The organism is Bradyrhizobium sp. Leaf396 (assembly GCF_001424605.1).
In the GTDB taxonomy this organism is placed as follows: domain Bacteria; phylum Pseudomonadota; class Alphaproteobacteria; order Rhizobiales; family Xanthobacteraceae; genus Bradyrhizobium; species Bradyrhizobium japonicum_C.
Map to the genome: position 1 here is coordinate 146,487 of NZ_LMQJ01000056.1, position 24,683 is coordinate 171,169.

General features: G+C 65.5%; 22 protein-coding genes and 1 tRNA gene. 9 read left to right on the top strand and 14 right to left on the bottom strand.

Annotated elements, in window-relative coordinates:
- Nucleotides 1-98: 98 nt before the first annotated feature.
- The 4 genes from ASG57_RS30320 to ASG57_RS30335 all read right to left on the bottom strand — a co-directional run bounded on the left by ASG57_RS30320 (nucleotide 99) and on the right by ASG57_RS30335 (nucleotide 5,003).
- Nucleotides 99-587 (bottom strand): tellurite resistance TerB family protein, encoded by a 489-nt coding sequence (locus ASG57_RS30320; RefSeq protein WP_024338764.1) that lies wholly within the window; start codon nucleotides 585-587, stop codon nucleotides 99-101.
- A 177-nt stretch (nucleotides 588-764) separates the two neighbouring features.
- A complete protein-coding gene (locus ASG57_RS30325) occupies nucleotides 765-2,174 on the bottom strand; it encodes an adenylate/guanylate cyclase domain-containing protein (RefSeq protein WP_024338763.1) in 1,410 nt (469 codons plus the stop codon).
- Between the two features lie 50 nt (nucleotides 2,175-2,224).
- The gene (locus tag ASG57_RS30330; RefSeq protein WP_057198732.1) at nucleotides 2,225-3,595 is read right to left on the bottom strand and encodes a cytochrome P450; all 1,371 of its coding nucleotides are present in this window, start codon (nucleotides 3,593-3,595) and stop codon (nucleotides 2,225-2,227) included.
- Nucleotides 3,596-3,629: 34 nt separating this feature from the next.
- Nucleotides 3,630-5,003, bottom strand: coding sequence for a hypothetical protein (locus ASG57_RS30335; RefSeq protein ID WP_057198734.1), 1,374 nt, complete (start codon nucleotides 5,001-5,003; stop codon nucleotides 3,630-3,632).
- A gap of 136 nt (nucleotides 5,004-5,139) precedes the next feature.
- Between ASG57_RS30335 and ASG57_RS30340 the strand changes: the two genes are divergently transcribed.
- Nucleotides 5,140-6,828 carry an MFS transporter gene (locus ASG57_RS30340; protein ID WP_057198736.1) on the top strand — a complete coding sequence of 563 codons (1,689 nt, stop codon included), beginning with the start codon at nucleotides 5,140-5,142 and terminating at the stop codon, nucleotides 6,826-6,828.
- Nucleotides 6,829-6,971: 143 nt separating this feature from the next.
- On the opposite strand, the gene ASG57_RS30345 is transcribed toward ASG57_RS30340, so the two are convergent.
- Entirely contained in the window at nucleotides 6,972-7,184 is a 213-nt protein-coding gene (locus tag ASG57_RS30345; protein WP_024338759.1) for a cysteine rich repeat-containing protein, read from the bottom strand.
- 170 nt (nucleotides 7,185-7,354) lie between these two features.
- Nucleotides 7,355-7,648: a hypothetical protein gene (locus ASG57_RS30350; RefSeq protein WP_024338758.1), complete on the bottom strand. Its 294-nt coding sequence runs from the start codon at nucleotides 7,646-7,648 to the stop codon at nucleotides 7,355-7,357.
- Nucleotides 7,649-7,901: 253 nt separating this feature from the next.
- On the opposite strand from ASG57_RS30350, the gene ASG57_RS30355 reads away from it, so the two are divergent.
- The gene (locus ASG57_RS30355; protein WP_024338757.1) at nucleotides 7,902-8,957 is read left to right on the top strand and encodes a polysaccharide deacetylase family protein; all 1,056 of its coding nucleotides are present in this window, start codon (nucleotides 7,902-7,904) and stop codon (nucleotides 8,955-8,957) included.
- Between the two features lie 134 nt (nucleotides 8,958-9,091).
- Here the strand turns inward: ASG57_RS30355 and ASG57_RS30360 are convergent, their stop codons facing one another.
- The 6 genes from ASG57_RS30360 to ASG57_RS30380 form a co-directional block, all read right to left on the bottom strand.
- Nucleotides 9,092-9,487: a hypothetical protein gene (locus ASG57_RS30360; RefSeq protein WP_024338756.1), complete on the bottom strand. Its 396-nt coding sequence runs from the start codon at nucleotides 9,485-9,487 to the stop codon at nucleotides 9,092-9,094.
- Between the two features lie 52 nt (nucleotides 9,488-9,539).
- On the bottom strand, nucleotides 9,540-9,665 hold the full coding sequence (locus ASG57_RS39760; RefSeq protein ID WP_283805268.1) for a hypothetical protein: 126 nt from the start codon (nucleotides 9,663-9,665) through the stop codon (nucleotides 9,540-9,542).
- A gap of 51 nt (nucleotides 9,666-9,716) precedes the next feature.
- Nucleotides 9,717-9,792: transfer RNA gene (locus ASG57_RS30365), tRNA-Thr, on the bottom strand.
- A gap of 99 nt (nucleotides 9,793-9,891) precedes the next feature.
- Nucleotides 9,892-11,655 (bottom strand): heme biosynthesis protein HemY, encoded by a 1,764-nt coding sequence (locus ASG57_RS30370; protein WP_057198738.1) that lies wholly within the window; start codon nucleotides 11,653-11,655, stop codon nucleotides 9,892-9,894.
- A 36-nt stretch (nucleotides 11,656-11,691) separates the two neighbouring features.
- Nucleotides 11,692-12,954: a COG4223 family protein gene (locus ASG57_RS30375; RefSeq protein ID WP_057198740.1), complete on the bottom strand. Its 1,263-nt coding sequence runs from the start codon at nucleotides 12,952-12,954 to the stop codon at nucleotides 11,692-11,694.
- Nucleotides 12,955-13,031: 77 nt separating this feature from the next.
- Nucleotides 13,032-13,778 carry a uroporphyrinogen-III synthase gene (locus ASG57_RS30380; RefSeq protein WP_057198742.1) on the bottom strand — a complete coding sequence of 249 codons (747 nt, stop codon included), beginning with the start codon at nucleotides 13,776-13,778 and terminating at the stop codon, nucleotides 13,032-13,034.
- Nucleotides 13,779-13,930: 152 nt separating this feature from the next.
- Here ASG57_RS30380 and tsaD point away from each other — a divergent pair, with 152 nt between their 5' ends.
- Genes tsaD through ASG57_RS30395 form a run of 3 tightly spaced genes read left to right on the top strand, consistent with a single transcriptional unit; the run spans nucleotide 13,931 to nucleotide 16,403 of the window.
- Complete coding sequence (tsaD, locus tag ASG57_RS30385; protein ID WP_057198743.1) at nucleotides 13,931-15,004, top strand: tRNA (adenosine(37)-N6)-threonylcarbamoyltransferase complex transferase subunit TsaD; 1,074 nt, start codon at nucleotides 13,931-13,933, stop codon at nucleotides 15,002-15,004.
- A 2-nt stretch (nucleotides 15,005-15,006) separates the two neighbouring features.
- Nucleotides 15,007-15,987 carry an NAD(P)H-dependent glycerol-3-phosphate dehydrogenase gene (locus tag ASG57_RS30390; protein WP_057198744.1) on the top strand — a complete coding sequence of 327 codons (981 nt, stop codon included), beginning with the start codon at nucleotides 15,007-15,009 and terminating at the stop codon, nucleotides 15,985-15,987.
- Between the two features lie 2 nt (nucleotides 15,988-15,989).
- Entirely contained in the window at nucleotides 15,990-16,403 is a 414-nt protein-coding gene (locus ASG57_RS30395) for an EVE domain-containing protein (RefSeq protein ID WP_057198745.1), read from the top strand.
- 128 nt (nucleotides 16,404-16,531) lie between these two features.
- On the opposite strand, the gene ASG57_RS30400 is transcribed toward ASG57_RS30395, so the two are convergent.
- Nucleotides 16,532-17,698, bottom strand: coding sequence for a DNA topoisomerase IB (locus ASG57_RS30400; RefSeq protein ID WP_024338749.1), 1,167 nt, complete (start codon nucleotides 17,696-17,698; stop codon nucleotides 16,532-16,534).
- Between the two features lie 398 nt (nucleotides 17,699-18,096).
- On the opposite strand from ASG57_RS30400, the gene acs reads away from it, so the two are divergent.
- A complete protein-coding gene (acs, locus tag ASG57_RS30405) occupies nucleotides 18,097-20,043 on the top strand; it encodes an acetate--CoA ligase (RefSeq protein WP_024338748.1) in 1,947 nt (648 codons plus the stop codon).
- A 338-nt stretch (nucleotides 20,044-20,381) separates the two neighbouring features.
- A complete protein-coding gene (locus tag ASG57_RS30410) occupies nucleotides 20,382-20,897 on the top strand; it encodes a L,D-transpeptidase (RefSeq protein WP_024338747.1) in 516 nt (171 codons plus the stop codon).
- A 49-nt stretch (nucleotides 20,898-20,946) separates the two neighbouring features.
- Here the strand turns inward: ASG57_RS30410 and ASG57_RS30415 are convergent, their stop codons facing one another.
- Nucleotides 20,947-21,540 (bottom strand): thermonuclease family protein, encoded by a 594-nt coding sequence (locus ASG57_RS30415; RefSeq protein ID WP_057198746.1) that lies wholly within the window; start codon nucleotides 21,538-21,540, stop codon nucleotides 20,947-20,949.
- A 250-nt stretch (nucleotides 21,541-21,790) separates the two neighbouring features.
- Here ASG57_RS30415 and ASG57_RS30420 point away from each other — a divergent pair, with 250 nt between their 5' ends.
- Together ASG57_RS30420 and ASG57_RS30425 are read left to right on the top strand one after the other, a co-directional pair.
- A complete protein-coding gene (locus ASG57_RS30420) occupies nucleotides 21,791-23,509 on the top strand; it encodes a methyl-accepting chemotaxis protein (RefSeq protein ID WP_028145863.1) in 1,719 nt (572 codons plus the stop codon).
- Between the two features lie 154 nt (nucleotides 23,510-23,663).
- Nucleotides 23,664-24,683 carry a sulfotransferase family protein gene (locus ASG57_RS30425; protein WP_057198747.1) on the top strand — a complete coding sequence of 340 codons (1,020 nt, stop codon included), beginning with the start codon at nucleotides 23,664-23,666 and terminating at the stop codon, nucleotides 24,681-24,683.

Consider the following 24,683-nt stretch of genomic DNA (forward strand, 5'->3'; position numbering starts at 1 on the left):
AAAACCGTTGATTTGCAGGAAAATGCGGCGTGGGCGGCGAACAGATTAAAGTTTCGTCATGTATCCGCGCAGGCCGCGATTGGTCGCGCCCAAAGCCGTCAACCGCCGACGGCGCCATTCTTGACCTGGCCGCCGGCACGCTCCGCGACCGCGTGCTTCAGCTCGATCCGGTCCCGCTGGGAAATCCCGAGCAGGTCGGAAGCACGCCAGACCACATTGTCCTCGAACTCGGAAACCTGACCGTCGGCATAGACCAGCTCCCACATCATCTGCACGATGCGCTTGCGACCCTCTTCGTCGAGCGAGCGCATGATGACGCTGGTGAAGCGATAGAGGTCCACCGCATCGCCCTCGACCTCCGTCGCATCCGCGATCAGCCGATCAGCCGTGCCGCGGTCCAGCCCGAAATGGTTTTCGATCAGGCCGTGCAGCTTGCGCTGCTCGGCTGCTGTTGGCCGGCCGTCCAGCGAGACCACGTGAATCAGCAGTGCGGTGGCTGCCAGCCGATAATCGCTGTCGCCGAATGCGCGGGCATGGTCCTGGGGACCGACGATATCGGCGATGAATTGGCGCAAGCCGTCGAGCATGAGACCCTACCGAGATGGATGCCGCCGCGAGGAGCGCGGCGTGTGACCAGCATTATATGAGCGGGAAACTCAACCGGCGCAACGTGCGTCAGTTCCGCGCGCTGCATTACGTTTCGGCAATCTGGGCACTGTCGTTCCGGGGCGCCAAAGCCCGAACCCCGAATGGCGATTCGATCCTCACGGGATCTCATAGACCACCATCTTGTCGGCGATGCCGCGCAGCGCAGCCTGCTTTTGGATCGGCTTGATCTCGCGCTGCTCGAGCACCTCGGCAACCGCCGGCGCATCGAGCACCGGACCGGTGATGTGAATCTCCTGCGCGGTCGACAGGCTCTGCACACGGGCCGCGATGTTGACGGTCTGACCGAAATAGTCCTGCCGCTCGTTGAGCATCACCGCAAGGCAAGGACCTTCATGGATACCAATCTTCACGATGAGGTCAGTGGTGCCGCGCTTCCTGTTGAGCTCGTCCATGGCCGCGCGCATCCGAAGGCCCGCGACGATCGCATGCTCGGGACGGACGAAGGTCGCCATCACGGCATCGCCGATCGTCTTCACCACCGCACCCTTCTCGGAGGAGATGATCTCGAGCAGCGCATGGAAATGCGCACGCACGAGATCGAAGGCGGCGAGATCGCCGACGCGCTCGTAGAGCGCGGTCGAGCCCTTGAGATCGGTGAACAGGAAGGTCAGGGAGGTGATCTGGAGCCTCTGGTCGAGACTGAGATTGTCGGCCTTGAAGACATCCCGAAAAGTCTGGTTCGACAGCATGCGCTTGGCGGTGAGGAACGGCTTGCGCTTGCCGATCAGATGATGAAGCGCCTCGGCTGCGATGAACACCGACGGCAGCACGCGCACGCCCGCCTGGTTCTCCAGCGACAGACGCAACGGGCCCGGCCGCATGGTCGTCGTGCCCGTCGGGGCCTGGACCTTGTTGTACATGATAGCGAGCTGCTGGCGATCCCTGGTCGGCTCGCCCTGAACGTCGATGAAATGAGCGGCGTGCGTCACCGGCTCGAAGATGATGACGAAGTCGTTCGGAAGCTGCAGCGACATGGTCGCCTTCTCGCCCGCCGGCAGCTCCATCGTGTCGAGCGTCACCTCGTTCGCCAGCGTCGCAAAGGAGTCCTTGTTGAAGTCGACGCCGGAGCTCCAGAACACCTGCTTGAAATATTCCCAGACCGGAAGCGTGTCAGGGTCATGCGCCGCGATACGCCGGACGCGCGGGTTCACGGTGAAGGAGACCTCGACCTGGTCGTCGACGGAGGCCTTGTAGCCGCAGGCGCAGAGCGCGCAGTGATAATCGTCCGGCTTGAGCGCCTTCAGCGTCGAGTGCGCGCCCAGCACGCCGCCGCAGCCCGGGCACAGCACGTTCCAGCCGAGGTCGAAGAGGCCGAGCCGCGCCGAGTGCAGGAACGCCGAGATCACGCGTTCCTCGTCAAGGCCGTGCTGTCTGGAAAAATCGAGGACGTTGACGCGGTTGAGCTCGTGATCCTCCCCATCCTCGATGAGATGCGCGATCGCATCGGCGACCTTCGCGTCGGCGGTCTGCTTCAGAACGGAAAATTGGGCCTGGATGTCGCTCATGGCGAGGCTCTATCTCGGGTGGATCACGCCAACGGCCAGACGAGCGCCTGTCACCGCCGCGTGATGCGGAACATGGGTGAATGATCTGGCTGGGTCGTCACGACGCCCAGCGGCATCACGGGACTGGCCGTGTCCGCAAGCTCGACACGGAATGCGCCGATCAGCCGCGCCAGCGCCAGCACGGATTCGGCCTGGGCAAACGGCGCACCGATGCAGACGCGCGGACCCGCGCCGAACGGGAGATAAGCGAAACGGTCGGGGGCCTCCTTCGACATGAAGCGTTTCGGAATGAACGCGTTGGGCTGGTCCCACAGCTTCTCGTGCCGGTGCAGCAGCCAGGGCGCGATCATGATGATGTCGCCCTTGCCGATCTCGACGCCGGCCGCATTGTCCTTGTCGCGCGCAGCACGCGCGACAAGGAAAGCCGGGGGATAGAGCCGCATCGTCTCGTCGATCACGGCCCGGGTGAATTTCTGCCGATCGATGTCGGCCATGCTGTCGAGGTGTTCACCGCGGGTCTCGGACGCCACCTCCTCCTGCGTGTCAGGATCCAGTGCGAGCAGATAGAGAGCCCAGAACAGTGCCGTCGCCGTGGTCTCGTGACCGGCGAGGATCATGGTCGCGACCTCGTCCACGAGCTGCTCGTCCGAGAAGCCCTTGCCGGTTTCGGGATCGCGCGCCTCGTCCATGAGATCGAACAGGTCGCGCGGCGGCGCGCCTTCCTTCTTGCCGGTTGCACGCCGCTCCGCAATCAGCATCGCGACGAATTCCGTCCAGCGCTTGCGGAAACGGGCGCGGGCAAAATCCATCGGGCTCGGCCAGGAGACCGGCAGCAGCATGTCGAGAAAATACGGCCGTCCCAACCGCGCGGCATATTCCATGATGAAGTTGCGCAACGTCGCGCCATGCCGGTCCATGCCGAACGAGAACATCGTGCGCCCGGCGATCTCGAGCGTCATGCGCTGCATGACCTCCCGCAAATCGATGTCTTCACCCGTTCGGGCATCCAGTTTTGCGATGGTCTCGTCGAGCACCGCCGTCATGTGCGGAACGAGATTCGCGGTGGCGCGCGGCGTGAAAGCCGGCGCGAGGGTGCGGCGCTGAAAGGTCCAGGAATGACCTTCCGCGATCAGGAGGCCATCGCCGAGCACGGGACGCAGCATGCGAATGCCGGCCGGCGTGCGCGTGTAGTTCTCGTAGTTGCTGAGCAGGACATGACGGATCGCATCCGGCTGGTTCAGGATGAAGCTGTTCCGGAAGAAGAAGCGGCCCGGGATGACGTCCTCCTCATAGGCTCGCTGTCCCCAGGTCGCGATCATGTTCTGCCTGACGACGGCGAGACGCGCGAAGAACGACATGTCGTCGGGTGCCCGCGGCGGGGCCGGAGGGATGATGGGCCGACGCATGCTTGCGATATTCATGGCTCTCTCCCGCGGATCTGACGCACCCCAACAGCTAATAGGTCATTTCGGCAATCGCAATCCTGTTCTCGGCGGCAGGCCAGGCGCGGGCCACGACCCGTTCTTCGCCGAATTGGGCCACGATGTTACGCCCGATCTCGCCGGCCGGAAGCCGCAGGGTTGCTGTCGCATCGGTGGGTACGCCCGGCTTGACGTCGGCCGGCTCCTTGCCGTCGAACAGCACCACGTCTCGCGGCAGGCCGAAATAGCCGCGCGGCCGCGACATGATGACCACCGCCCCTGCGTCCTTGTCCGCCGCGCCGAGCGGGCGCGCAGGCCGCAGATGCACGACTTCGGACGAGCGCGGAAACGGCGAGCGGTAGATGTGCGTCGTCGTCGCGCCAGGCGACATCAGGACGAATTCGAGCGACCAGGTTGGATCGACCTGCGCCGGTCCCCAGCGCCCGTCGGCACCTGTTTTTGAGCTGTGCACCGCCCCACCCTTGCGCTCCCCGGTATCAGCATCGACACGGAAGATGTCGACGGTCGCGCCCGCAAGGGGACGGTTGGTCGGCACGCCGCCGGGCGTGCCAGAGACGAGGCCACTCAGCTTCACGCTGGCCTCCGGCACAATCGCGATGCGCGTGGGTTCGCGGCCGGCGATGAACTTGTAGATTTCCCGGAACGCGCGCGGGTGAAAAGCCACCTCGCGATGGTCGAGCGCGCCGAGCACGAGATTGGTGGCGCCATTCAGCTCCGGTCCCTCGGCGGTGACATTGGTCGGGGTGCCGGGCTTGCCAATGAAGCGGCCGTCAGGCTGCGCATATTTGTCCAGGCCGTCGCTGCGCAAGGTGAGGAAGGCAACGCCGGGCGTCACCTCGCTCGCGCCCTCGTTCAGGCTTCGCAGGAACGTGCCGCGGCCGTTGAATTCGTTGTTGGGCTGGTCGTCGGTCGCGAACACGCCGTGATTGGGCGTGCCGCACAGCACGGCGTGGCTGACCTCGCCGGCACCGCCATTCTTGACGACGTTACGGATGGCATAGCCGCCGCGCGAGCTGCCGACCAGCGCCACGCGAGACGCGCTCGTCCTGCGCTTCAGTTCAGTGATGGCAGCGGCGAGCTCGCGGCGCTGGTCCTCGGTCGAGGAGCGGTTCGCCTGCTCGACCTTGTCGTCACTACGCGCAAGCGGATCGCTGAAATTGATTGCCATCATGCGCTCGCGCGCGATACCGTTCGATTCCATCCGCCAAAGCGTCGTTATCCAGAGCGCGTCGTAATCGCCGTTGCCATGGACGAACAGGATCGGCGGCACCTCCGCGTCCGGCGTCGCCGCGGGTGCGGTCTGGGCCAGCACACCAGTCCGCAAGCTCGCAACCGCAAAAGGCAAGCTGCCAACGCCCTGCAGGATCGTCCGTCGCGACAGCTTCATCTGTTCCTCCCCGGCAACCCGCTCTTTGCACCGCTTATAGCGGCCTAACCACTGGACAGCGAAGGACTTTCACGGGCATCACTGAACTTGCCGGAATCGCCCGGGACCTTTTCTGCCATACCGTTTGGAAGGGGATATGACCGAGCAGACGAACCGCCAGAAAATCGCCGCAGACGGCATCACTGCGCCCCTGCGGTACACGGTGTTCCGGCGCATCTGGCTCGCCAGCCTGCTCTCCAATCTCGGCCTCCTGATCCAGGGCGTGGGCGCGGCCTGGGCGATGACGCAGATGGCCGCATCGGCCGACCAGGTGGCGCTGGTGCAGACCGCATTGATGCTCCCGATCATGCTGATTTCGATGCCGGCCGGCGCCATCGCCGACATGTATGACCGCCGCATCGTCAGCATAATCTCGCTATCGATCGCGCTGATCGGCGCAACGGCGCTGACGATTTTGGCCTGGCTCGAGCTCATCACTCCGGAAGCCCTGCTCGCCTTCTGCTTCGTGGTCGGCAGCGGCAATGCGCTGTTCGGACCGGCCTGGCAGTCCTCGGTCAGCGAACAGGTTCCGCCCGAGGCATTGGCATCCGCGGTAGCGCTGAACGGCATCAGCTACAACATTGCCCGCAGCTTCGGACCCGCGGTGGGCGGCGTCATCGTCGCTGCGCTCGGAGCGGTGGCCGCGTTCGCCTGCAACGCAATCCTATATCTGCCACTGCTGGTGGTGCTGCTGCTCTGGCGGCGCAGCACCGAGCCCTCGCGCCTGCCGCGGGAGAAGCTCAACCGCGCCATGGTCTCGGGCTTCCGCTACATCACCAATTCGCCACCGATCAAGATCGTGCTGTTGCGCACGCTGGTGATGGGCCTGATCGGCGGTGCGGTGATGGCGCTGATGCCGCTGGTCGCGCGCGACCTTCTGCGCGGCGGCGCGCAAATGTATGGCATCATGCTCGGCGCCTTCGGCATGGGCGCGGTGATCGGGGCGCTCAACATTCACGAATTGCGCAAGCGCATGAGCGGCGAGGCCGCGATCCGCGCCTGCACCATCTCGATGGCTTTCGCGATGGCGGCCCTCGCCCTGAGCACGGAGCCGGTGCTGACGGCGGCAGCGCTGGTGCTGGGCGGCGCGGTCTGGATGGCCGCGATCGCGCTGTTCAACATCGGCGTGCAGCTCTCGGCGCCGCGCTGGGTCGCGGGCCGCTCGCTCGCGGCGTTCCAGGCCGCGATCGCCGGCGGCATCGCGATCGGCGCCTGGGGCTGGGGTCATCTCACCGACTATGCCGGCGTCGAGATCGCGTTGCTGACCGCGGCCGGCCTGATGCTGATCTCGCCGTTGCTCGGCATCTGGCTCACGATGCCGCGCGTCGGCGCCCGCAACGAGGATGCGGACATGCTGGCCGATCCGGAAGTGAAGCTGTCGCTGACGGGGCGCAGCGGGCCGCTTGTGGTCGAGATCGAATATCGCGTGGCGCAGGAGAACGCGCGTGCCTTCCACAACGTGATGCAGGACGTGCAGCTGTCGCGCCAGCGCAACGGCGCCTATGGCTGGTCGATCGCCCGCGACATCGCCGATCCCGAGCTGTGGACCGAGCGCTATCATTGTCCGACCTGGTTCGATTACCTGCGTCAGCGCAATCGCTCCACCCAGTCCGAGCGCGCGCTGCATCAGCAGGCGATCGGTTTCCACATCGGTCCCGAGCCTGTCCGGATCCGGCGCATGCTGGAGCGCCCTTTCGGTTCGGTGCGATGGAAGGACGACACGCCGGACCGCGCGAGCGCGGAGGTGCTGCCGGTGGTCGCAACCGCTGCGGGGAGCAGTACGTAAGGACTGTCAGTCCGGGTCGCGCGACTTGTCCGCCCTAGCTCGGAGTGCGAAGGCGGAAGCAAGAGCCCGGAATCCATCGAGCGGGATACATTTGGAGAAATGGATTCCGGGCTCGCGCCTGACGCCGCGCCCCGGAATGACGATCACTGCCCGTGATCCGTCAGCACCTTGTCGCAGCCTTTGCTCAGCCGGGTGCGGTGCTGCTTCAGGCAGGCGAGCACGGCGCCATCACCATTGTTCATGACGGCGCGGCAGAAGCGCGTGACGTCACGCGCGCAAGCGTCATGGCCGGGCTGCTGCGCTGACGCGCCCGATGCGCACATGAGCAAGGAAACAACGAAAAGAAATCTCGACATCGCGTAATGCCTCTTACCCGGAACAATGCGTGGGCGAAGCTAGTGCGATGATCCCGGGCCCGCAACGGCTTTGTTGACTGGCTGCAGCGTCCGACCGCGCGGCCCCGGATCGACGCCGGGGCACATTGCGGAAGCAGCTTGCCGATGCGGCGATATCGGTTTACGCGCTCTTACTGCTTGTCCTGGGCGTCAGCGACCTTGCGCGAGGCGCCCTTGGCGAGAGTCTTGTCCATGACCGCGCGGCAGCCGGCGCTCAGATCCGAGCGATGCTTGATCATGCACGCCGTGATCTTCGGGATGTTGGGGATCTCCGCCGAGCAGAGGCGGAAGGCATCGCCGGTGCACATCTGCTGCGCCTCGGCCGAGAAGGCGAAGCTCGCGCTCGTCGAAACGATGGAGACGATGGCGGCAAAGCCCAGAGCCAGGCTGGTGTCACGAATCTTGCTGATGAACGACTTGGTCATTTGAAGCTCCCATTGGCACCGCGCAAAGCGGGCTCGTTATCGATGGGAGTCACCATGCTCCGGAAAAACCGTTTGCACTGTGATGACGCTCACGGGGGGCCCACCCTCTGTGACGTCAGTCACTTTTGCGCACGCCGCTGAAATTACTCCGCAACCCCGATCGTGTTGGTGTCACGTTAACTCTTAGTTCGCATTAATGGCTGGTCGCGCGGGGAATTCCGCAGGTTTGGTTGCGTAATTGGAAAGAGTAGCGATGCGTAATGCGTTGGGCCTGATGCTGGCCAGTGTAGTTGCGGCGGTCGTGATCGCCGCCGGCGGCTGGTTTTATTATTCCGCGCGCGCCGATCAGGGCGCTCCCAAGACAGTTGCCGCCCGTGCCGCCGATCCATTGCCGGCACAGGCGAAGCTCGCCGCCAGGGACGACGTCGAAACCACTGCGGCCGTCGCGGCCAGGCCGGCGGCAGCCGCTCCGGCGCCCGCGCCCGCCCCGGCCATGCCGATGCAGCCGAAGCAGGCCTGCGCCAATCCGAACGCGCTGGGCGTGTCCCGCGTCGTCGAGATAGACACGACAGGCGGACCCGGCTTCGGTTTCGAGCATTTCAAGCAGTTCGACTTCCTCACCGACAAGGAGGTCGTGCTGACCTTCGACGACGGTCCGTGGCCGGTCAACACGCCCGCAGTGCTGAAGGCGCTCGCGGATGAATGCACCAGGGGCCTGTTCTTCTCGGTCGGCAAGCACGCGACTTATCACCCGGAGATCCTGAAGCAGGTGCTGGCCCAGGGCCACACGGTCGGCACGCACACCTGGTCGCATGTCAATCTGAACAGCAAGAAGTTGACGGAGCAACAGGTCAAGGACGAGGTCGAGAAAGGCTTCAGCGCGGTGAAGTTCGCGCTCGGCACCAATCCGGCACCGTTCTTCCGCTTCCCGCAGCTTCAGCACAATCCGGCGATGGTGGCCTATTTCGGCACGCGCAACGTCGCGATGTTCTCGACCGAAATCGACTCCTTCGACTTCCGGAAGGGCGCGACGCCGGAGAAGATCGTCGAAACCGTGATGACCAGGCTCGACAAGCTCGGCAAGGGCATCATCCTGATGCACGATTTCCAGAAGAACACCGGCATAGCCATGCCGACGCTGCTCGCGCGGCTGAAGGCGGGCGGCTACAAGGTCGTGCAGATGAAGGCCAAGGCGCAGCTTCAGACGCTGCCGGAATACGACGAGGCGCTGATGAAGGACATGAAGGTGCCGACAGCAGGCACGAACTCCCGTCCGATCGCGAGCGTCGTGCAGACGATCTCGCAGTAACCGCACCAAATCCAGAACTCTTGCGTCATGGCCGGGCTTGTCCCGGCCATCCACGTTTTTGCATCAGACGCGAAGACGTGGATGCCGGGGTCAAGACCGGGCATGACCGCAGGATCGGGGTACAGGTCCGCGGCTTACCAATAGATGCCGTGACGATGCAGTTCGCTGATGATGCGGCGCTCGGTCCAGCTGCGCTTGTGTTTCGGCTTGTGCGCTCTTGCCGCACTCTTGGTAGCGGGCTTGGTCGTCGCGACCGGCACGGAGGCCGGCGCGGCTGTGGTCGCCGCCGGTGCGGCCGCAGCGGGCGGCGCGGAGAGCGACACTGCCGGTGGACGATCGGAATATTTCGAAGCCTCGGTGGCCGGCGCGGCTTCGCTGACCCGCGTCGTCGCACTGGCCGTTGACGAGGTCGTGGTCTGCGGTGCGGAGCTCTGTTCGCCCGCAGCGGCCAAGGACAGACCGCGGGAGCCGCCTGCCTGGGCAGACGCAGAAGCCAGCAGCATGGCGGCAACCAGAATGATCTTGCGCATGTGAAGTCTCCCCGTGTTTCGTGACGGGATGTTAGGGGAGTCATGTCCGAGGTTATGTGATCGCGATCACCCAGCCAAACGGGCCTTCATGCAGGCTGATGCGCTCAGCATTGGCCGCGCCACTGAGCAGATGACCTGGAAGCCGCGCAACACCGCTCGGCGCGAGGTTGTCACCCATGTCTCAGGTGCGATCTGTTGCCTATGTGTTCGGGCAGGACAATCGGGGCGCTGGTGCCGCAAGAGGGATTCGAACCCCCGACCCCGTCATTACGAATGACGTGCTCTACCGACTGAGCTATTGCGGCGACCCCTGCCGGGCCCAGGCAATGCCGGTCCCGATACGCGCGCTCCTGATATCGGGCATGGCCTGAATTGGCAAGGACAAGCGGGAGGCGAAATGCGGCTCACGCGCCCCAGCGCGACCAGAATCCACGCCAGCCGCCCGCCTGGGCCTTCGGCGTGCCGATTTGTTCCGTAAATTCATCGGTCGGGGCGTCGTCGTCGATTCCGGGGTCATCCGGCGCACGGACGATCGGAATGACGGCCTGGATCGGCGCCGCTGCCGGCTTCCCGAGGTCGGCCCGGGTTCGGAAGACCGGTGTTGGTGCTGGCGGCGACGATTCGGCGGGCGCCGGAGCGGGATCGGCCGGCTCGGCGGGCGCGGTCGCCGGCTCCTCCTTCGCAGGTTCCTTGGCAACCTCTTGGGCCTGAGGGGGCGAATTGTCCTGAGCGGCTGGAGCCGCCACTGGGGCCACCGACGCCGCCGGTTCCACCGAGGCTTCGCTGGGAGCCGCGGTCACCCGCTTTGGCGGCGGGGCAGCCAGCATGGCTTCCTCGAAAGCCGAGGACTCGATCGTGGTCCCCCTGTCCGAGGGCAAGCTCGCGACCGGCGTCTGCCATTGGAACGCATCGAGGCGGCCGGTGACCGGGGAGACCGGGCGCCAGCGCTCACTGACATAGCCGTCTGCCGTCCAGGCCGGATCGAGCCGGGCGCGCACCGCGCGCAGGGTCCAGGCGCGGGCGCGGCCGCCGTCGCCATGCTCGGTGCGCTCGAGCTCGGCCATCAGCAGCGCAACGCGCTGGGTGGGATCGCTGAGATAAGGTGCGAGCGCCTCACGCGCGCGTGCGAACTCCGAGGCGTCGATCGCAGCGCGTGCGATCGCGAGCTGGCCTTCGATATGGCCGGGCCTGTCGGCGGGCGTCTTGGCGGCGAGCGTCTCCACCCGCTGCAAGCGGTGCCAAGCGGTATCGCCGAGCTTCACATGGGCATAGGCGTCCGCGAGATCGGGATGCGGATTGGCGAGCCAGGCGGCTTCGATCCGCTTCATGGCACGGCGCACCTGATGCGCCTCGCTCTCGAATTTTGCCGCGAGCACGGCCGCCGGCACCAGGGTCGGCGCGAGCTTGACCGCCTCCATCGCGCTCTCGCGCGCGACGTCCCGGTCCATCGTCTCCAGCTCCAGCGCGCGTGCGGTGAGCAGCACGCCGCGCTGTCGGCGGTAGGTCTGCTTGTCGATCAGGCCTGCGGACAGATTCGAATCGAGGATCGCGAGTGCGCCGGCCCAGTCGCCCCGCGCGCAGCGGAAGCCGAGCACCGCATGCGAAGCCCAGGTCGAAGACGGCGACAGCTTGATTGCTTCTTCCGCGATCATCACCGCTCCGACGGCGTCATCCGCGCGCTGCGCCTCGATGAACAGGCCGCGCAGGCCCAGCAGCCGCGTGTCCTCGCGTTCGGCCATGACTCGGAAAACGCGCTGCGCCTCCTCGCGATTGCCTTCGAGCTGCGCCGACTGCGCGTGCAGCAGCAGGGCGAGCGGATCGTTCGGCGCGTGCCGCCGCGCCGCCTCGGTGTGACGGCGGGCGAGCGCAGGATCGCCCTGGCCGACCGCGAGCAGGCCGTGGGTGATGGCATGGCGGCCGCGGGCCTGGCGCTTGTCCTGGCGGCGGCGGCGCAAACGCCCCGGCGTGCGCCAGATCATCGTGAGAATGCTCCAGACCAGCACGACGGCCGCGGCAAAAAGCCCGAGCAGGAACACGAACCTGGGAAGTGTCGTCGAGATGCGGAAACCACCCGCGGTCAGGACGAGATCGCCAGGCTGGTCGGCAACCCAGGCCGCGCCGGCCGCTGCCAGCGCGATCAGGACGAGAAAGAGGACGATGCGAAGCATGACGATCCCTATACGCGCCGATTGTTGCGCGAAGCTTTACTGAAGAGGCTTGACGAGATCCGACATGGCACCGTCGGCGAATTTGCGGGACGCAGCGAGCGCAGCGTCGCGGGCATCGGCCTTGTCGAGCCACGCCTGCGCTGGCGCACGATCCGCCTCTGGCAGAGTCTTCAGCTCGCGCCGCGCTTCCGCGAAATCGTTGCGGAGCGCAGCCGCCGTCACGCGCGCAACGATGGCGCCGCGATCGTTGCCGACGGCGTCGGTGCGCTCGATGCGGACGAGTTTTGACGCGCCGGCCTGCAGACGCTCGACGATGCCGGCGTTGCTGGCCGGAGCTTCCGCCGGCGGCGACAGCTTCGGCACGATATTGAGGAGCTCCCGGCTCAGCGCCGCCGGCGTCGGGATGCCGGAAGACGCAAATGCCTCAAGCGGCTTCAGCATGTCGGGCTTGGCCGCCAGCGACCGTGCCGCGGCCAACTGCGACTGATAGGGATCGCCGTGGCGAACGGCAACGTCGAGCAGGGACGCCGCCACCACATGGCGGAGCGGCTTGTCGTCCATCGCCTTGACCTCGGCGATCCTCTCGCTCTGCTGCGCAAGTTCGGCGCGCTCGGTCTTGCTGGCGTGCTCGAGCTGAGCGATGCGGTCGTTGAGCGCGGCAAGATCAGGCGCTGCAGCAGGCGACGCTGTCCTCGCCTCGCTCAGGGCGCTCGCGGTCTTTTCCGACTGCGCACGAAGATTGCCAATGTCGCTGCGCAAGCTGCTTGCGGATTTCTCCAGCGCGTCGATTCGCGCTGCCATGGCCGGATCGCCTCCGGGCTTGCCGGCCTTGACCTCAACCGCAGCAACACGCGCGCTCAGCGCATCGATCGTCGCACTGCTCACCTGCGGCGCGGCCGAAGGCGCCTGCACTGCGGGCCAGCCCAGCATCCAGCCAACCGCGATCACGACCGCCGCTGCGGCAGCTCCGGAGAACGGCGCAATGACCCAGGGCGAAATCGGTGGCGGCGCGGCAGCAGGCGCGACGGCCGCTTCCGCCTCATCGCGCTTCGGCTCTGTGTCAACGTGCTCGGGCTCGGGCTCGGCCTGCACGGGCTCACTCTCCTCGAATTTGGCCTGCCCGGATTGTGCCGGTTCGCTCGCGGCGTGTTCCGGTGTGGGCTGAGCCTCAGGCTCGCCCGCAACCTGCTGCGGCTGGGTCGAGACTTCCGTCGCCTGGAGGTCGATGGTGGGCGGGGTGCGCTTGGCACGACCCGTGTCGGGCGCCAGTCCAGCGTCTTCAGGCTTGTCGTCGGCCATCGTGACGGTTCCTCACACTTCCATACGTTGCATAGGCCCTTGAGCGGACCAGACTGCGTCGGATTCGGCCCGACCTCTTACGCCAAACGGGTGCGCAACGCACGCTCCAAGGTGTCGAACAAGGCACTTTCGTCCGGCGTCGCCGCCACCAGAACCTGTGATGCGCCGGCGTCGCGCAGCACGCTCGCAACGGTCTCGGACAGGCAGCAATGGGGGATCGCCAGCGCCGAGATCTCGACGCCTTCCTCCCTCGCCGCATCCAGGAACGCGCGCGCGCTGCGCCGGGAGTAGTGCAGCACCGCCTCGACGCCATGCGTCGCAAAGCCCTCGCAGACCTCGCGCGGAAGATGCTTGACAGGGGCCATGCGGTAGGTCGTCTGCGTCACCACGCGGAACCCCTCCGCACCGAGCTCGCCGCCGAGGTCGCGCGACAGATCAGCGCCGGCGAGATACAGCAGCGTGCTCTTTTTCTTCAGCACCTTCTCGCGCGCGCTCTGCATCACCTTGTCGCGCAAGGAAGCGGCATCGCCATCGGCGACGATCACCTCGGCGAAACCGGCCTCGCGCGCCACCGCAGCTGTATGCTCGCCAACCGCAAACAACGGCAGCTGCAGGAGGCCGAGCTCCGGCAATTGCGGCGCAACGGCGCGGATCGCATTGGCGGACGTGACGAGAACGGCACCGTAGGGAGCCTCACGCGCGTCGTGGAAGGCGACGGGCTCGAACTTGAGCACCGGCGCAAGCAGCACCGCGTGCCCTCGCGAGCGCAGACTTTCCGCTGTCGCCTCATTGTCGGGATGTGGCCGTGTGACAAGAATGGACATCGCTGGTGTTCCCGAACCACGTGGCGGTCACGCATTGATCAGAAACGGCCGCGCGTGACGATTGCGCAATCCGGCCCCGGAATGCTACCGGACGTACCAGAACTCTGCTTTACGGATGAGCGCAAGGGCGCAAATTGGATAACAATTCGCCAATGCTGGTGCTGGGGATCGAAACCACCTGCGACGAGACCGCCGCGGCCGTGATCGAGCGCGCGGGCGATGGCAGCGGCAAGATCCTGTCCAACATCGTGCGGTCGCAGATCGAGGAACATGCCCGCTTCGGCGGCGTGGTGCCGGAGATCGCGGCGCGCGCGCATGTCGATCTGCTCGACGGCATCATCGATCGCGCCATGCGCGAGGCCGGCATCGGATTCGCCCAGCTCAATGGCGTCGCGGCCGCCGCGGGCCCGGGCCTGATCGGCGGCGTCATCGTCGGGCTCACCACCGCGAAGGCGATCGCGATGGTGCACGATACACCATTGGTCGCGGTGAACCATCTCGAAGCGCACGCGCTGACGCCGCGCCTCACTGACCGCATCGAATTTCCCTATTGTCTGTTTCTCGCCTCCGGCGGGCATACCCAGATCGTCGCAGTTGCCGGCGTCGGCCAATATGTGCGGCTCGGCACCACGGTCGACGACGCGATCGGCGAGGCTTTCGACAAGGTCGCCAAGATGCTGGGCCTGCCATATCCCGGCGGCCCGCAGGTCGAACGGGCCGCCGCAGGCGGCGACGCCGCGCGCTTTGCATTTCCGCGACCGATGCAGGGACGCCCCGATGCCAATTTCTCGCTTTCGGGATTGAAGACGGCGGTCCGCACCGAAGCGAGCCGGCTGGCAGAGATCACATCGCAGGACATCAGCGATCTCTGCGCGAGCTTCCAGGCCGCCGTGCTCGACTCGACCGCCGACCGGCTGAGCGTCGGCCTCAGGATTTTCCGCGAGAAGTTCGGTGCCCCGCGTGCGCTTGTCGCCGCCGGCGGCGTCGCCGCCAATCAGGCGATTCGCGGCGCACTCCATGACGTCGCGCAGCAGGCTCAGACGCAACTGATCATTCCGCCGCCCGCGCTCTGCACCGACAACGGTGCGATGATCGCCTGGGCCGGCGCCGAACGCCTCGCGCTCGGCTTGTCCGACACGATGGACGCGCAACCGCGCGCACGGTGGTTGCTCGACGCCAACGCGACGGCTCCCGCAGGCTACGGCAACACGCGGGCGGGATACTAGCGATGACGGCGCTGCAATCCGTCGGGGTCATCGGCGCGGGCGCGTGGGGTACGGCGCTTGCGACGGTCGCGGCGCGAGCCGGACGAAGCGTCATATTGTGGGCGCGCAACGCCGAGCATGCCACGCGGATGGCTTCAATGCGCGACAATCCGCGGCTGCCGGGCGTCCCGCTTGCGCCTGATATCGTGGTGACGAACGATCTGGCGCTCGCCGCACGTGCGGACATGCTGCTGATTGCAACACCGGCGCAGCATTTGCGCGGCGCCGTCAACATGCTGGCGTCGCATCTGGCAAAGCCGGTCCCGATCGTCGCCTGCGCCAAGGGTATCGAGCACGGCACCCACAAATTCATGACCGACGTGATCGCCGAGGCCGCGCCGCACGCGCAGCCGGCGATCCTGTCGGGCCCGAGCTTTGCCGACGACGTTGCGCGCGGACTGCCGACGGCAGTCACCCTGGCCGCAAGCGAGGAGAGGCTCTCGAGTGCACTGGTACAGGCGCTGGGCTCGCCGACCTTCCGCCCCTACCACTCCACGGACATCCGGGGCGTCGAGATCGGCGGTGCGGCCAAGAACGTGCTGGCGATCGCGGTCGGCATCGCGGTCGGGCGCAAGCTCGGCGCCTCCGCCCAGGCCGCCCTAACGACCCGCGGCTTTGCCGAGCTGGCGCGTCTTGGCCGCGCGCTCGGCGCGCGCCGCGAAACGCTCTCCGGATTGTCCGGCCTCGGCGATCTGATCCTGACCTGCTCCAGTCCGCAATCGCGCAACTTCGCGCTCGGACTTTCGCTCGGACGCGGGGAGCAGCCTCCGGCCGGCAAGCTGGCCGAAGGCGAATTCACGGCGCCGGTGCTGATCGAGCTCGCAGCTTCGCAACGCGTCGAGATGCCGGTATCGGAAGCGGTCGCATCGATCCTGAGCGGCAAGAGCACGATCGATGCCGCAATCTCGGCGCTGATGACGCGCCCCTTCAAGTCAGAGGAATGAGCATGGCGTACTGGCTGGTGAAATCCGAACCGTCGGTGTGGTCGTGGGACCAGCAGGTGGCGAAGGGCGCCAAGGGCGAGGCCTGGACCGGCGTACGCAATTACACCGCGCGCCAGAACCTCGTCGCCATGAAGAAGGGCGACAAGGCGTTCTTCTATCATTCCAACGAGGGCAAGGAGATCGTCGGCATCGCCGAGATCATCAAGGAAGCCTATCCCGACCCGACCGACAAGACCGGCAAGTTCGTCTGCGTCGACATCAAGGCCGACAAGCCCTTGAAGACACCGGTGACGATGGCGGCGATCAAGGCCGAGAAGAAGCTCGCGGACATGGCGCTGGTGAAGTATTCGCGCCTGTCGGTGCAGCCGGTGACGGCAGATGAGTGGAAGCTCGTCTGCAAGATGGGCGGGATGTAGATCACCCCGTGCGCAGTCCGGATGAGCGACTTGTCCTGCGTCGCTCGCACCGTGAAGACGGAAGCGACATCCAGGATCGCTTCCCGCAGATCGCTACGCTCATGCGGGCTGCGACACGCGAACGTCCGTCAGACCGCCGCAGTCGCCACCACCTGGGCCAGAAGCTGCTCGCGCCTTGCCTGGGAGCGCTGGCCCTTCATGGTCGCGGCGAAGCGCTCGAGGATGCCGTCCTCGAACGCGGTGACGATGGTGTCGTGCACGTAGCTCCTGCGGCAGATCGCCGGCGTGTTGGAAAGCTGGTCGGCCGCGGCACGGATCGCGTCCAGCACCTGCTTCTTGCGGCCGCGCTGGCTGGTGGCCGGCGTGATTCGCGACAGCGATTCCACGACGACGGCAGAGGCCATCAGCGTGCGGAAATCCTTCAGCGAGATCTTGATGCCGGCGATCTCGCGCAAGAACGCATTCACCTGCGTCGTGTTGACGGCGCGCACGATGCCGTAGGCGTCGCGATACTGGAACATGCGCTTGCCGGGAACGCCCTGCAGAATGCCGATGGCGCGCACCAGCTTGGCCGCATCGCACTCCTTGCGCACCGCCTTGCCGCCCTTGGCCTTGAAGGTCAGCACGAAGCAATCGTCTTCCAGTGTGACGTTGGACTTGAGCAGCGTGGTGGCGCCGCGGGTGCCATTGAGGCGGGCATAGGATTCATTGCCGGGACGGATCGCGGTGCGCGCGATCAGCTCGATCACGGCCGAGAGCGCGAATTCGCGCGTCGGCTCGTCACCAGACAGGAACGCCGAGACCTTGCGCCGGATTTTCGGCAGCGCGCCGACCAGCTTGGCTAGGCGATGCGCCTTGCGTTGCTCGCGGACCTTCTCCCAGTCGGCGTGATAGCGATATTGCAGCCGGCCCGCGGCATCGCGGCCGACGGCCTGCAGGTGCGAGTTGGGATCGGCCGAGTAGCGTACCTCGCGGTAGGCCGGCGGCACTGCCATGGAGTGCAGTCGGCGGATGGTGCGGGCATCGCGGATATGCGCGCCATTCGGACGCACGAAGGAGTAGCCCTTGCCGCGCTTGATACGGCGGATGGTCAGCTCGTTCTGGTCGCCGAGCCGCAGACCGAGCTCCTTGGCGAGCGCTTCGACCGTCACGGGGGCCGTGTCGAAGGTCTTTTTGGGGCTGGGGCGCCTGAAGCCAGTCGGTTTCGGCCATTGTCCCAGGGCTTTGGCGAGGGCGACTGCCGCAGGATCGGCTGAAGCGGGCCGCATCGTCCCGAGATTCTGCTGATCCATCATAGTGTTATGCCTTGACCCTGTCTGTTACCGTTCAATGCCGCTGTTCTGAGTTTTGTTCCTTGGGGCCTCGTTGGACCCGGATTGGCCATTTAGGGTGTTCCGAACCCTATTGCGAGTCCCGAATCAGTGACAGACGGTTCCCAGATACCATCGACGTCGCATGGGCGCCCCGCATTGGCCTGTTCTGAAGGTCGGGGTTAAGAGGCCGAAAGCCCGTCCTCGCCTGTTTCAGATTTGCGACAGCCGGCCCGCGCAGCTTGATCCTCCGCATGGCCGGCGACCCGCCGAAGGTCCAGCTTGTGCTCCTTGTCGGGTCCGGTTAGCCCGACGCATAATCAGTCAATGACCGGTCGGCCCGCCGTTCGCTGGCGTTCGGCCTGCCGCATGTGGAGGGAAGCATGTCCGAGAAGATCTACGACGTCCCCGCGGAGTGGGCGAAGCGCGCCTGGGTCGACCAGGCCAAGTACAAGGAGATGTACGCTCGCTCGATCTCGGACCCGAACGGTTTCTGGGCGGAGCAGGCCGAGCGCATCGACTGGATGAAGGCGCCGACGAAAATCGAGAACGTCTCGTTCGCGCCCGGCAACATCTCGATCAAATGGTTCGAGGACGGCGTCCTCAATGTCGCTCACAATTGCATCGACCGCCATCTTCGCACGCGCGGCAATCAGACCGCGATCATCTGGGAAGGCGACGATCCCTCGCAGTCCAGGCACATCACCTATCAGGAGCTGCACGACGAGGTCTGCCGGATGGCCAACATCCTGCGCACCCGCAACGTCGGGAAGGGCGACCGCGTCACCATCTACCTGCCGATGATTCCGGAAGCCGCCTATGCGATGCTCGCCTGCGCACGCATTGGCGCGATCCATTCCGTGGTGTTCGCGGGCTTCTCGCCGGACAGTCTTGCCCAGCGCATCAACGACTGCCAGTCCAAGGTGATCATCACCGCGGACGAAGGCCTGCGCGGCGGAAAGAAAGTGCCGCTGAAGGCCAATGTCGACGCGGCGCTCGCCAAGGCCGATGGCGTCGACTGGGTCGTTGTCGTCAAGCGCACCGGCGGCAAGGTCGACATGAACCCGACGCGCGACCTCTGGTACCACGAAGCCGCGGCGATGGTGACGACCGAATGCCCGGTCGAGCACATGCACGCCGAGGATCCGCTGTTCATCCTCTACACCTCGGGCTCGACCGGTCAGCCCAAGGGCGTGCTGCACACCTCGGGCGGCTATCTCGTGTTCGCCTCGATGACGCATCAATACGTCTTCGATTATCACGACGGCGACATCTACTGGTGCACAGCCGACGTCGGCTGGGTCACCGGCCACAGCTATATCCTGTACGGGCCGCTGGCGAACGGCGCGACCACGCTGATGTTCGAGGGCGTGCCGAACTATCCGGACAACTCGCGGTTCTGGAACGTCATCGACAAGCACAAGGTCAACATCTTCTACACCGCGCCGACCGCGATCCGCGCGCTGATGCAAGGCGGCGATGAGCCGGTGAAGAAGACCTCGCGCGCGAGCCTGCGTCTGCTCGGCTCGGTCGGCGAGCCCATCAATCCGGAAGCCTGGGAATGGTATCACCGCGTCGTCGGCGACGGTCGCTGCCCGATCGTCGATACCTGGTGGCAGACCGAGACCGGCGGCATTTTGATCACGCCGCTGCCGGGCGCGACCAAGCTGAAGCCGGGCTCGGCGACACAGCCATTCTTCGGCGTGGTGCCGGAGATCGTCGATGCCGACGGCAAGGTGCTGGAAGGCGAGACCACCGGCAATCTCTGCCTGGCGCGGTCGTGGCCGGGCCAGATGCGCACGGTCTATGGCGACCACGCCCGCTTCGAGCAGACCTATTTCTCGACCTACAAGGGCAAGTACTTCACCGGCGACGGCTGCCGCCGCGATGCGGACGGGTATTATTGGATCACCGGCCGCGTCGACGACGTCATCAACGTCTCCGGCCATCGCATGGGCACCGCAGAGGTCGAGAGCGCGCTGGTGGCACACGAGAAGGTGTCGGAAGCGGCCGTGGTCGGCTTCCCCCACGACATCAAGGGCCAGGGCATCTACGCCTATGTCACCCTGATGGCCGGCGTCCAGCCGACGGAGGATCTGCGCAAGGAGCTCGTGACCTGGGTGCGCAAGGAGATCGGCCCGATCGCTTCGCCCGACCAGATCCAGTTCGCGCCGGGCCTGCCCAAGACCCGCTCCGGCAAGATCATGCGCCGCATCCTGCGCAAGATTGCTGAAGACGAGCCGGGCAGCCTTGGCGACACGTCGACGCTCGCAGATCCCACCGTGGTCGACGATCTCGTCAAGAACCGGCAGAATCGGAAGTCGGCGTAGGCTCCAGGACATCGTCATTCCGGGTCGGTCCGCAGGACCGACCCGGAAGTCGCGAGTTCCGGCCCACGCTGTCAGCCGCCCGGAACAACGCCCGTTCACAGCTCTCGCGCTCGCGTCAGTGCGCCCCGCATCTTTCCCGTCGAGTGTTGTTTTCAGGTCATTTACTTTATTTCGAACATTTCCTTTGTTCCCGATGCTGGCTGGCTTTCGGCGGCCGCGCGTGGAAACTCTCCAGTTAATGGGCGCGGTTAAGAATGACCTCACCGAGGGCTGGGCGCTGCAATTGCCAGGTTCTGCGTCATTCTGGACGATCCGTTTCAGGGCGAGGGGAAGCATCGATGTCGATGAGGATTGCGGTGGCGCTGGCCGCCACCATCGGGGTTGGAGTCATGATGTCGACGGCGGCCGAGGCAAGGCCGGAGCTGGTGGGTGCACACCTGCCCGACTATTCGCCCGGCACGATCGTGGTCAGGACCAGCGAGCGGCGGCTGTATCTCATCCTCGATAACGGCCACGCCGTCCGCTATCCGGTCGGCGTCGGCAAGGCCGGCAAGCAATGGGCCGGCACGACGAAGATCGACGGCAAGTATCGCAACCCCGCCTGGGCGCCACCCGCCGAGGTGAAGCGCGACAAGCCGAACATCCCCGACGTCATTCCGGGCGGCTCGCCGCGCAACCCGATGGGCGTTGCGGCGATGACGCTCGCCGGCGGCGAATATGCGATCCACGGCACGAACGTGCCGGGCTCGATCGGCGGCTTCGTCTCTTATGGCTGCATCCGCATGCTCAACGACGACATCACGGATCTCTATGGTCGCGTTTCCGTCGGCACGACGGTGGTCGTGACGCGCTGACCGCCTGCATCCGCCGAGACAAGCAGCCGCGTCTTGGGACGCGGCTTTTTTATTGCCAGAAGCGCCAGCGGCGAGCGCACCAGCCGTCGCGATGGCCTCCATTGTAGCTGCGCACAAAGCCGCCGGAGAGCAACGCCGCCGCAACACTCGCAGTCTGTCGGGTCGCCACGTCGGCCAGAACCCGGCCGTATTTGTCCGGGCCGAGATTGGCAATGGTCACGTCGCCCTGGCCGAGCAGATCGCGCAATGCGCGGGCCGCAGCTTCGGCCTTGTCCAGCTCCTGCTGGCAGGACGCCTTGAGTTCAGGTGCATCGATGCCCCGCAGCCGAATGCGAACGACGGGGTCGCGCCCCTCGCGCTGACGAATACGAGCTAGAAAGGTGTCGCCGTCAATGGTCCGGATGACGTCGACCGGGCGGAGGAGATCCGGATTGCCGATCTGCTGCAGGATGATCTCGGCGTCCTGGGCCCGGTCGTCTGCCGCATGCGGCAGGAGCCAGCCTGTTCCGTGACGAAAGGTGAGCACGATCGCCGCCACCACGCCGACCACGAACATCCACGGTATGAGGCCCGAGAAGCGGCGGCCGAACGGGGAGCCGCCGAACGACGATTGACGAGCATTGATCCGGGCGCGAGAACGCATTGTTTCACGCTAGAGCTGAGTCGGCCAATCCCGCAAGCGTGTCTCATCCAAACTGCAACTCCGATTACGTCACTCAAGACGGCGTTCCAAGCGCTCTCCGGCAGATACTCCCTGTAGTTGTACGGGTCGAGATCGTCACGTGACATTCGTGATCCGGCCGTACTTCTACGGTCACCATTGAATGTTTTCCAAATCTCAATCTTTGGTTGCGAAGACCCTTGAGGTGTGGTCACAGTCCAAGGAGGCGGCGGTGGGATCATTCAGGTTTCGCATTGGAACCAAGCTCGGCATCGTGACGGGTATAAGCGTCGTGCTCGTCGGCGGTATGCTGACGAACCAGATGCTCGGCAACCGATCGATTGCCGAATCCAATCGTCTGGTCACGATCAACTATCTCAACAAGGGTAATGCCCAGGCGGCCCAGACGGCGATGGCGCGGGCACAGATCGCAGCTCTCGAAATCGGCGCGGCGCCCTCAGGCGGAGAGGTCGACAGGCTCCTCGAGATTCTCCGCGCCCGGGCCGGTGAAGCCGGCACGGAAATCGATGCCGCGACGGAGCGGGCAACGCGGAAAGTCACCCAAGACGCCTACCGTGAGACAAGGAAGTTCGTCGATGCATATCTGGCCAGCGGCATCGAACTGGCGGCAGCGCAAAAGGCCATCATCGGCGCCGCTGCCGGAGGCGCCAGGATTGCTGCGGAATCGGCCAAGGCCAGCATCCTTGCAGAGCGCATGCGTCCAGCAGCCCTGGAGGTCAGCAAGCGCATCGACGACCTGGTCGGCGTTGCCAACGAATTCGCCGCGCGCCGCAAGGGCGAGATGTTGGCCGAACTGGATCGCGTCGCCAATTTCGCATTGATCGTCGGCATGTTCGTCGTCCTGACGTTGATCGGCTCCGCGGTCTTTTCCGTGTTGAGCATCGCCCGGCCGATCCGGCGCATCGGCGACGTGCTCCTGGATCTCGCCCGCGGCAACAAGGCGGTCGAGATTCCCTACACGGGCCGCGGCGACGAAGTCGGCGACAACGCCCGCGCAGCTCAGACCTTCAAGGAGAATCTGATCCGCATCGAGCAGATGGAAGCGGAGCAGAAGGAACAGCAAACCGCTGCGGCCGCTCAGCGCAAGGAAGAGATGACCCGGCTCGCCGGCGCGTTCGAGGCTGCAGTCGGCGGCATCATCGCCTCTGTATCCGCAGCTTCGCAACAACTCGAGGCCGCGGCCGGCACATTGTCCGAGACGGCGGAACAGACCCAGCAGCTCTCGGGAATGGTCGCGGCTGCCTCAGAGGAAGCATCTACCAACGTCGGAGCCGTGGCGTCCGCCGCCGAGGAGATGAGCACATCGGTCGTCGAGATCGGCCGCCAGGTGCATGATTCCAGCCGTATCGCCAGCGATGCAGTCAAGCAGGCCGAGCGAACCGACATGCGGATCAACGAATTGCTCAAGGCGGCAGGCCGAATTGGCGACGTCGTCAAATTGATCACCGCGATAGCCGAGCAGACCAACCTCCTAGCGCTGAACGCAACGATCGAGGCGGCGCGCGCCGGCGAATCGGGCCGCGGCTTTGCCGTTGTTGCGAGCGAAGTCAAAGCGCTGGCCGCGCAGACCGCGCGAGCGACCGAGGAGATCAGCGCCCAGATCGCGGGGATGCAATCGGCGACGGAGGACTCCGTCGGCGCGATCAAGGAGATCGGCGCGACCATCGCCCGCATCTCGGACATCTCGACGACCATCGCAGCCACCATCGAACAGCAGGGTGCGGCGACGGCCGAGATTGCGCGCAACGTCAGCGAGGCCGCCAAGGGTACCGTGGAAGTCGCGGACAAGATCTCGCATGTCAGTCAAGGTGCGAGCGCCACCGGCGCGGCGTCGGGACAAGTCCTCGCATCGGCGCGGTCGCTATCGAGCGAGAGCAGCCTCCTGAAGGTGGAGGTCGAGAAGTTCCTCAACACGGTGCGCGCGGCTTGATCCCACGACCACGTCGGCGAGTGCTCGCGGCGCTCGCTGATGTGCCCGGTACCCCGGAGTTTCCCGGGTTTGACCGCCCCGATTGGCAACTCTAAGCTGCATATAGTCGAGCAAGCAACTTTGCTTGCTGAAGATGCTGCAGTGAGCTCCCCACATGAATATTGACGGGACTTCCCCCGATTCGTGCGAACGAATCGCCGATCTGCTTCGACAACAGCCCAGCGCCCTCGACAGCTTGCCGCTTTCGCCCGTAGGCGAGTTCCAGACCAGGACCGTCACGCTCGAGACCTTGACGCGTGAGGTCACCGAATGCCTTGCGCAGAACTTCCGGGATCGCCCGGCGGAAGACTTTCCGATGCTTTACTTTGCATGCGGCAAGGCTCGGGTCGGCTCGACGGCTCTGAGCAATCTGTTCGGCATGACGGGGATGCCCTCATATTATCAACCGCTGAAGGCGATCTTGCGCAACGCGCTCGTCGACCGCCCGCTGACGCCCTGGATCGTGCCCTCGGCGAAGGACGAGCCGCACATCTTCAGCAAGGAAACGATCGGGCCCTACGTGCTTGCCGAGAGCCTGTTCAATCCACTGCAGCTCCTGGTCGAGGCCGGCTATCCGCGTCACCGGCTGCATCTCATCATGCTCGATCGCGAGCCGGCGAGCTCGCTGGCGTCGTGGCTCGACAAGCTGATCTCGCGCGCGCCTGCAGATACCTTGCTGCGGCACTATGTCGTCGCCGCTCTCGGCGCGTCCCGTGTCGCGATCTACGCCCAGCGACAGGGCATTCCCGTCACTCATTATGTCTACGAGGTCAGCAAGGAAGCGCTGGCGTCGATCCGGGTCTTGTTCGACCGCCTCGGCCTTTCGAGCAGCTTCACGGAGAGTGCCGTGACGTCATGGCGGGAGCCGGGAGACGCGTCAGCAAGCAATGCACGCGTCATCTTCCCGAGCGAGGCGACCATCTACAAGGTGCCCAATCTGCACACCTCCGATAGCGCCTATCGATACCAGCGCCGGACCACGGCCTCGCTGGGCGAAGCCCAGCTCGCGGTTCTGGAGCGTTGCGGGGTCAACGATGCCTACCGCGCCTCGGTTGCGGCCTGCGTTCGCGATCTCGGCCTGAGCGCCGCAACGTCGGCACGCCTGTTCGGCGACTGGTTTGCTGCGGCCGCGTGA

Excerpts from the sequence above, each read along its gene's own strand:
- ASG57_RS30320 (WP_024338764.1), bottom strand. The coding sequence starts at position 587 with ATGCTCGACGGCTTGCGCCAATTCATCGCCGATATCGTCGGTCCCCAG.
- ASG57_RS30325 (WP_024338763.1), bottom strand. The coding sequence starts at position 2,174 with ATGAGCGACATCCAGGCCCAATTTTCCGTTCTGAAGCAGACCGCCGAC.
- ASG57_RS30330 (WP_057198732.1), bottom strand. The coding sequence starts at position 3,595 with ATGAATATCGCAAGCATGCGTCGGCCCATCATCCCTCCGGCCCCGCCG.
- ASG57_RS30335 (WP_057198734.1), bottom strand. The coding sequence starts at position 5,003 with ATGAAGCTGTCGCGACGGACGATCCTGCAGGGCGTTGGCAGCTTGCCT.
- ASG57_RS30340 (WP_057198736.1), top strand. The coding sequence starts at position 5,140 with ATGACCGAGCAGACGAACCGCCAGAAAATCGCCGCAGACGGCATCACT.
- ASG57_RS30345 (WP_024338759.1), bottom strand. The coding sequence starts at position 7,184 with ATGTCGAGATTTCTTTTCGTTGTTTCCTTGCTCATGTGCGCATCGGGC.
- ASG57_RS30350 (WP_024338758.1), bottom strand. The coding sequence starts at position 7,648 with ATGACCAAGTCGTTCATCAGCAAGATTCGTGACACCAGCCTGGCTCTG.
- ASG57_RS30355 (WP_024338757.1), top strand. The coding sequence starts at position 7,902 with ATGCGTAATGCGTTGGGCCTGATGCTGGCCAGTGTAGTTGCGGCGGTC.
- ASG57_RS30360 (WP_024338756.1), bottom strand. The coding sequence starts at position 9,487 with ATGCGCAAGATCATTCTGGTTGCCGCCATGCTGCTGGCTTCTGCGTCT.
- ASG57_RS39760 (WP_283805268.1), bottom strand. The coding sequence starts at position 9,665 with ATGGGTGACAACCTCGCGCCGAGCGGTGTTGCGCGGCTTCCAGGTCAT.
- ASG57_RS30370 (WP_057198738.1), bottom strand. The coding sequence starts at position 11,655 with ATGCTTCGCATCGTCCTCTTTCTCGTCCTGATCGCGCTGGCAGCGGCC.
- ASG57_RS30375 (WP_057198740.1), bottom strand. The coding sequence starts at position 12,954 with ATGGCCGACGACAAGCCTGAAGACGCTGGACTGGCGCCCGACACGGGT.
- ASG57_RS30380 (WP_057198742.1), bottom strand. The coding sequence starts at position 13,778 with ATGTCCATTCTTGTCACACGGCCACATCCCGACAATGAGGCGACAGCG.
- tsaD (WP_057198743.1), top strand. The coding sequence starts at position 13,931 with ATGCTGGTGCTGGGGATCGAAACCACCTGCGACGAGACCGCCGCGGCC.
- ASG57_RS30390 (WP_057198744.1), top strand. The coding sequence starts at position 15,007 with ATGACGGCGCTGCAATCCGTCGGGGTCATCGGCGCGGGCGCGTGGGGT.
- ASG57_RS30395 (WP_057198745.1), top strand. The coding sequence starts at position 15,990 with ATGGCGTACTGGCTGGTGAAATCCGAACCGTCGGTGTGGTCGTGGGAC.
- ASG57_RS30400 (WP_024338749.1), bottom strand. The coding sequence starts at position 17,698 with ATGATGGATCAGCAGAATCTCGGGACGATGCGGCCCGCTTCAGCCGAT.
- acs (WP_024338748.1), top strand. The coding sequence starts at position 18,097 with ATGTCCGAGAAGATCTACGACGTCCCCGCGGAGTGGGCGAAGCGCGCC.
- ASG57_RS30410 (WP_024338747.1), top strand. The coding sequence starts at position 20,382 with ATGTCGATGAGGATTGCGGTGGCGCTGGCCGCCACCATCGGGGTTGGA.
- ASG57_RS30415 (WP_057198746.1), bottom strand. The coding sequence starts at position 21,540 with ATGCGTTCTCGCGCCCGGATCAATGCTCGTCAATCGTCGTTCGGCGGC.
- ASG57_RS30425 (WP_057198747.1), top strand. The coding sequence starts at position 23,664 with ATGAATATTGACGGGACTTCCCCCGATTCGTGCGAACGAATCGCCGAT.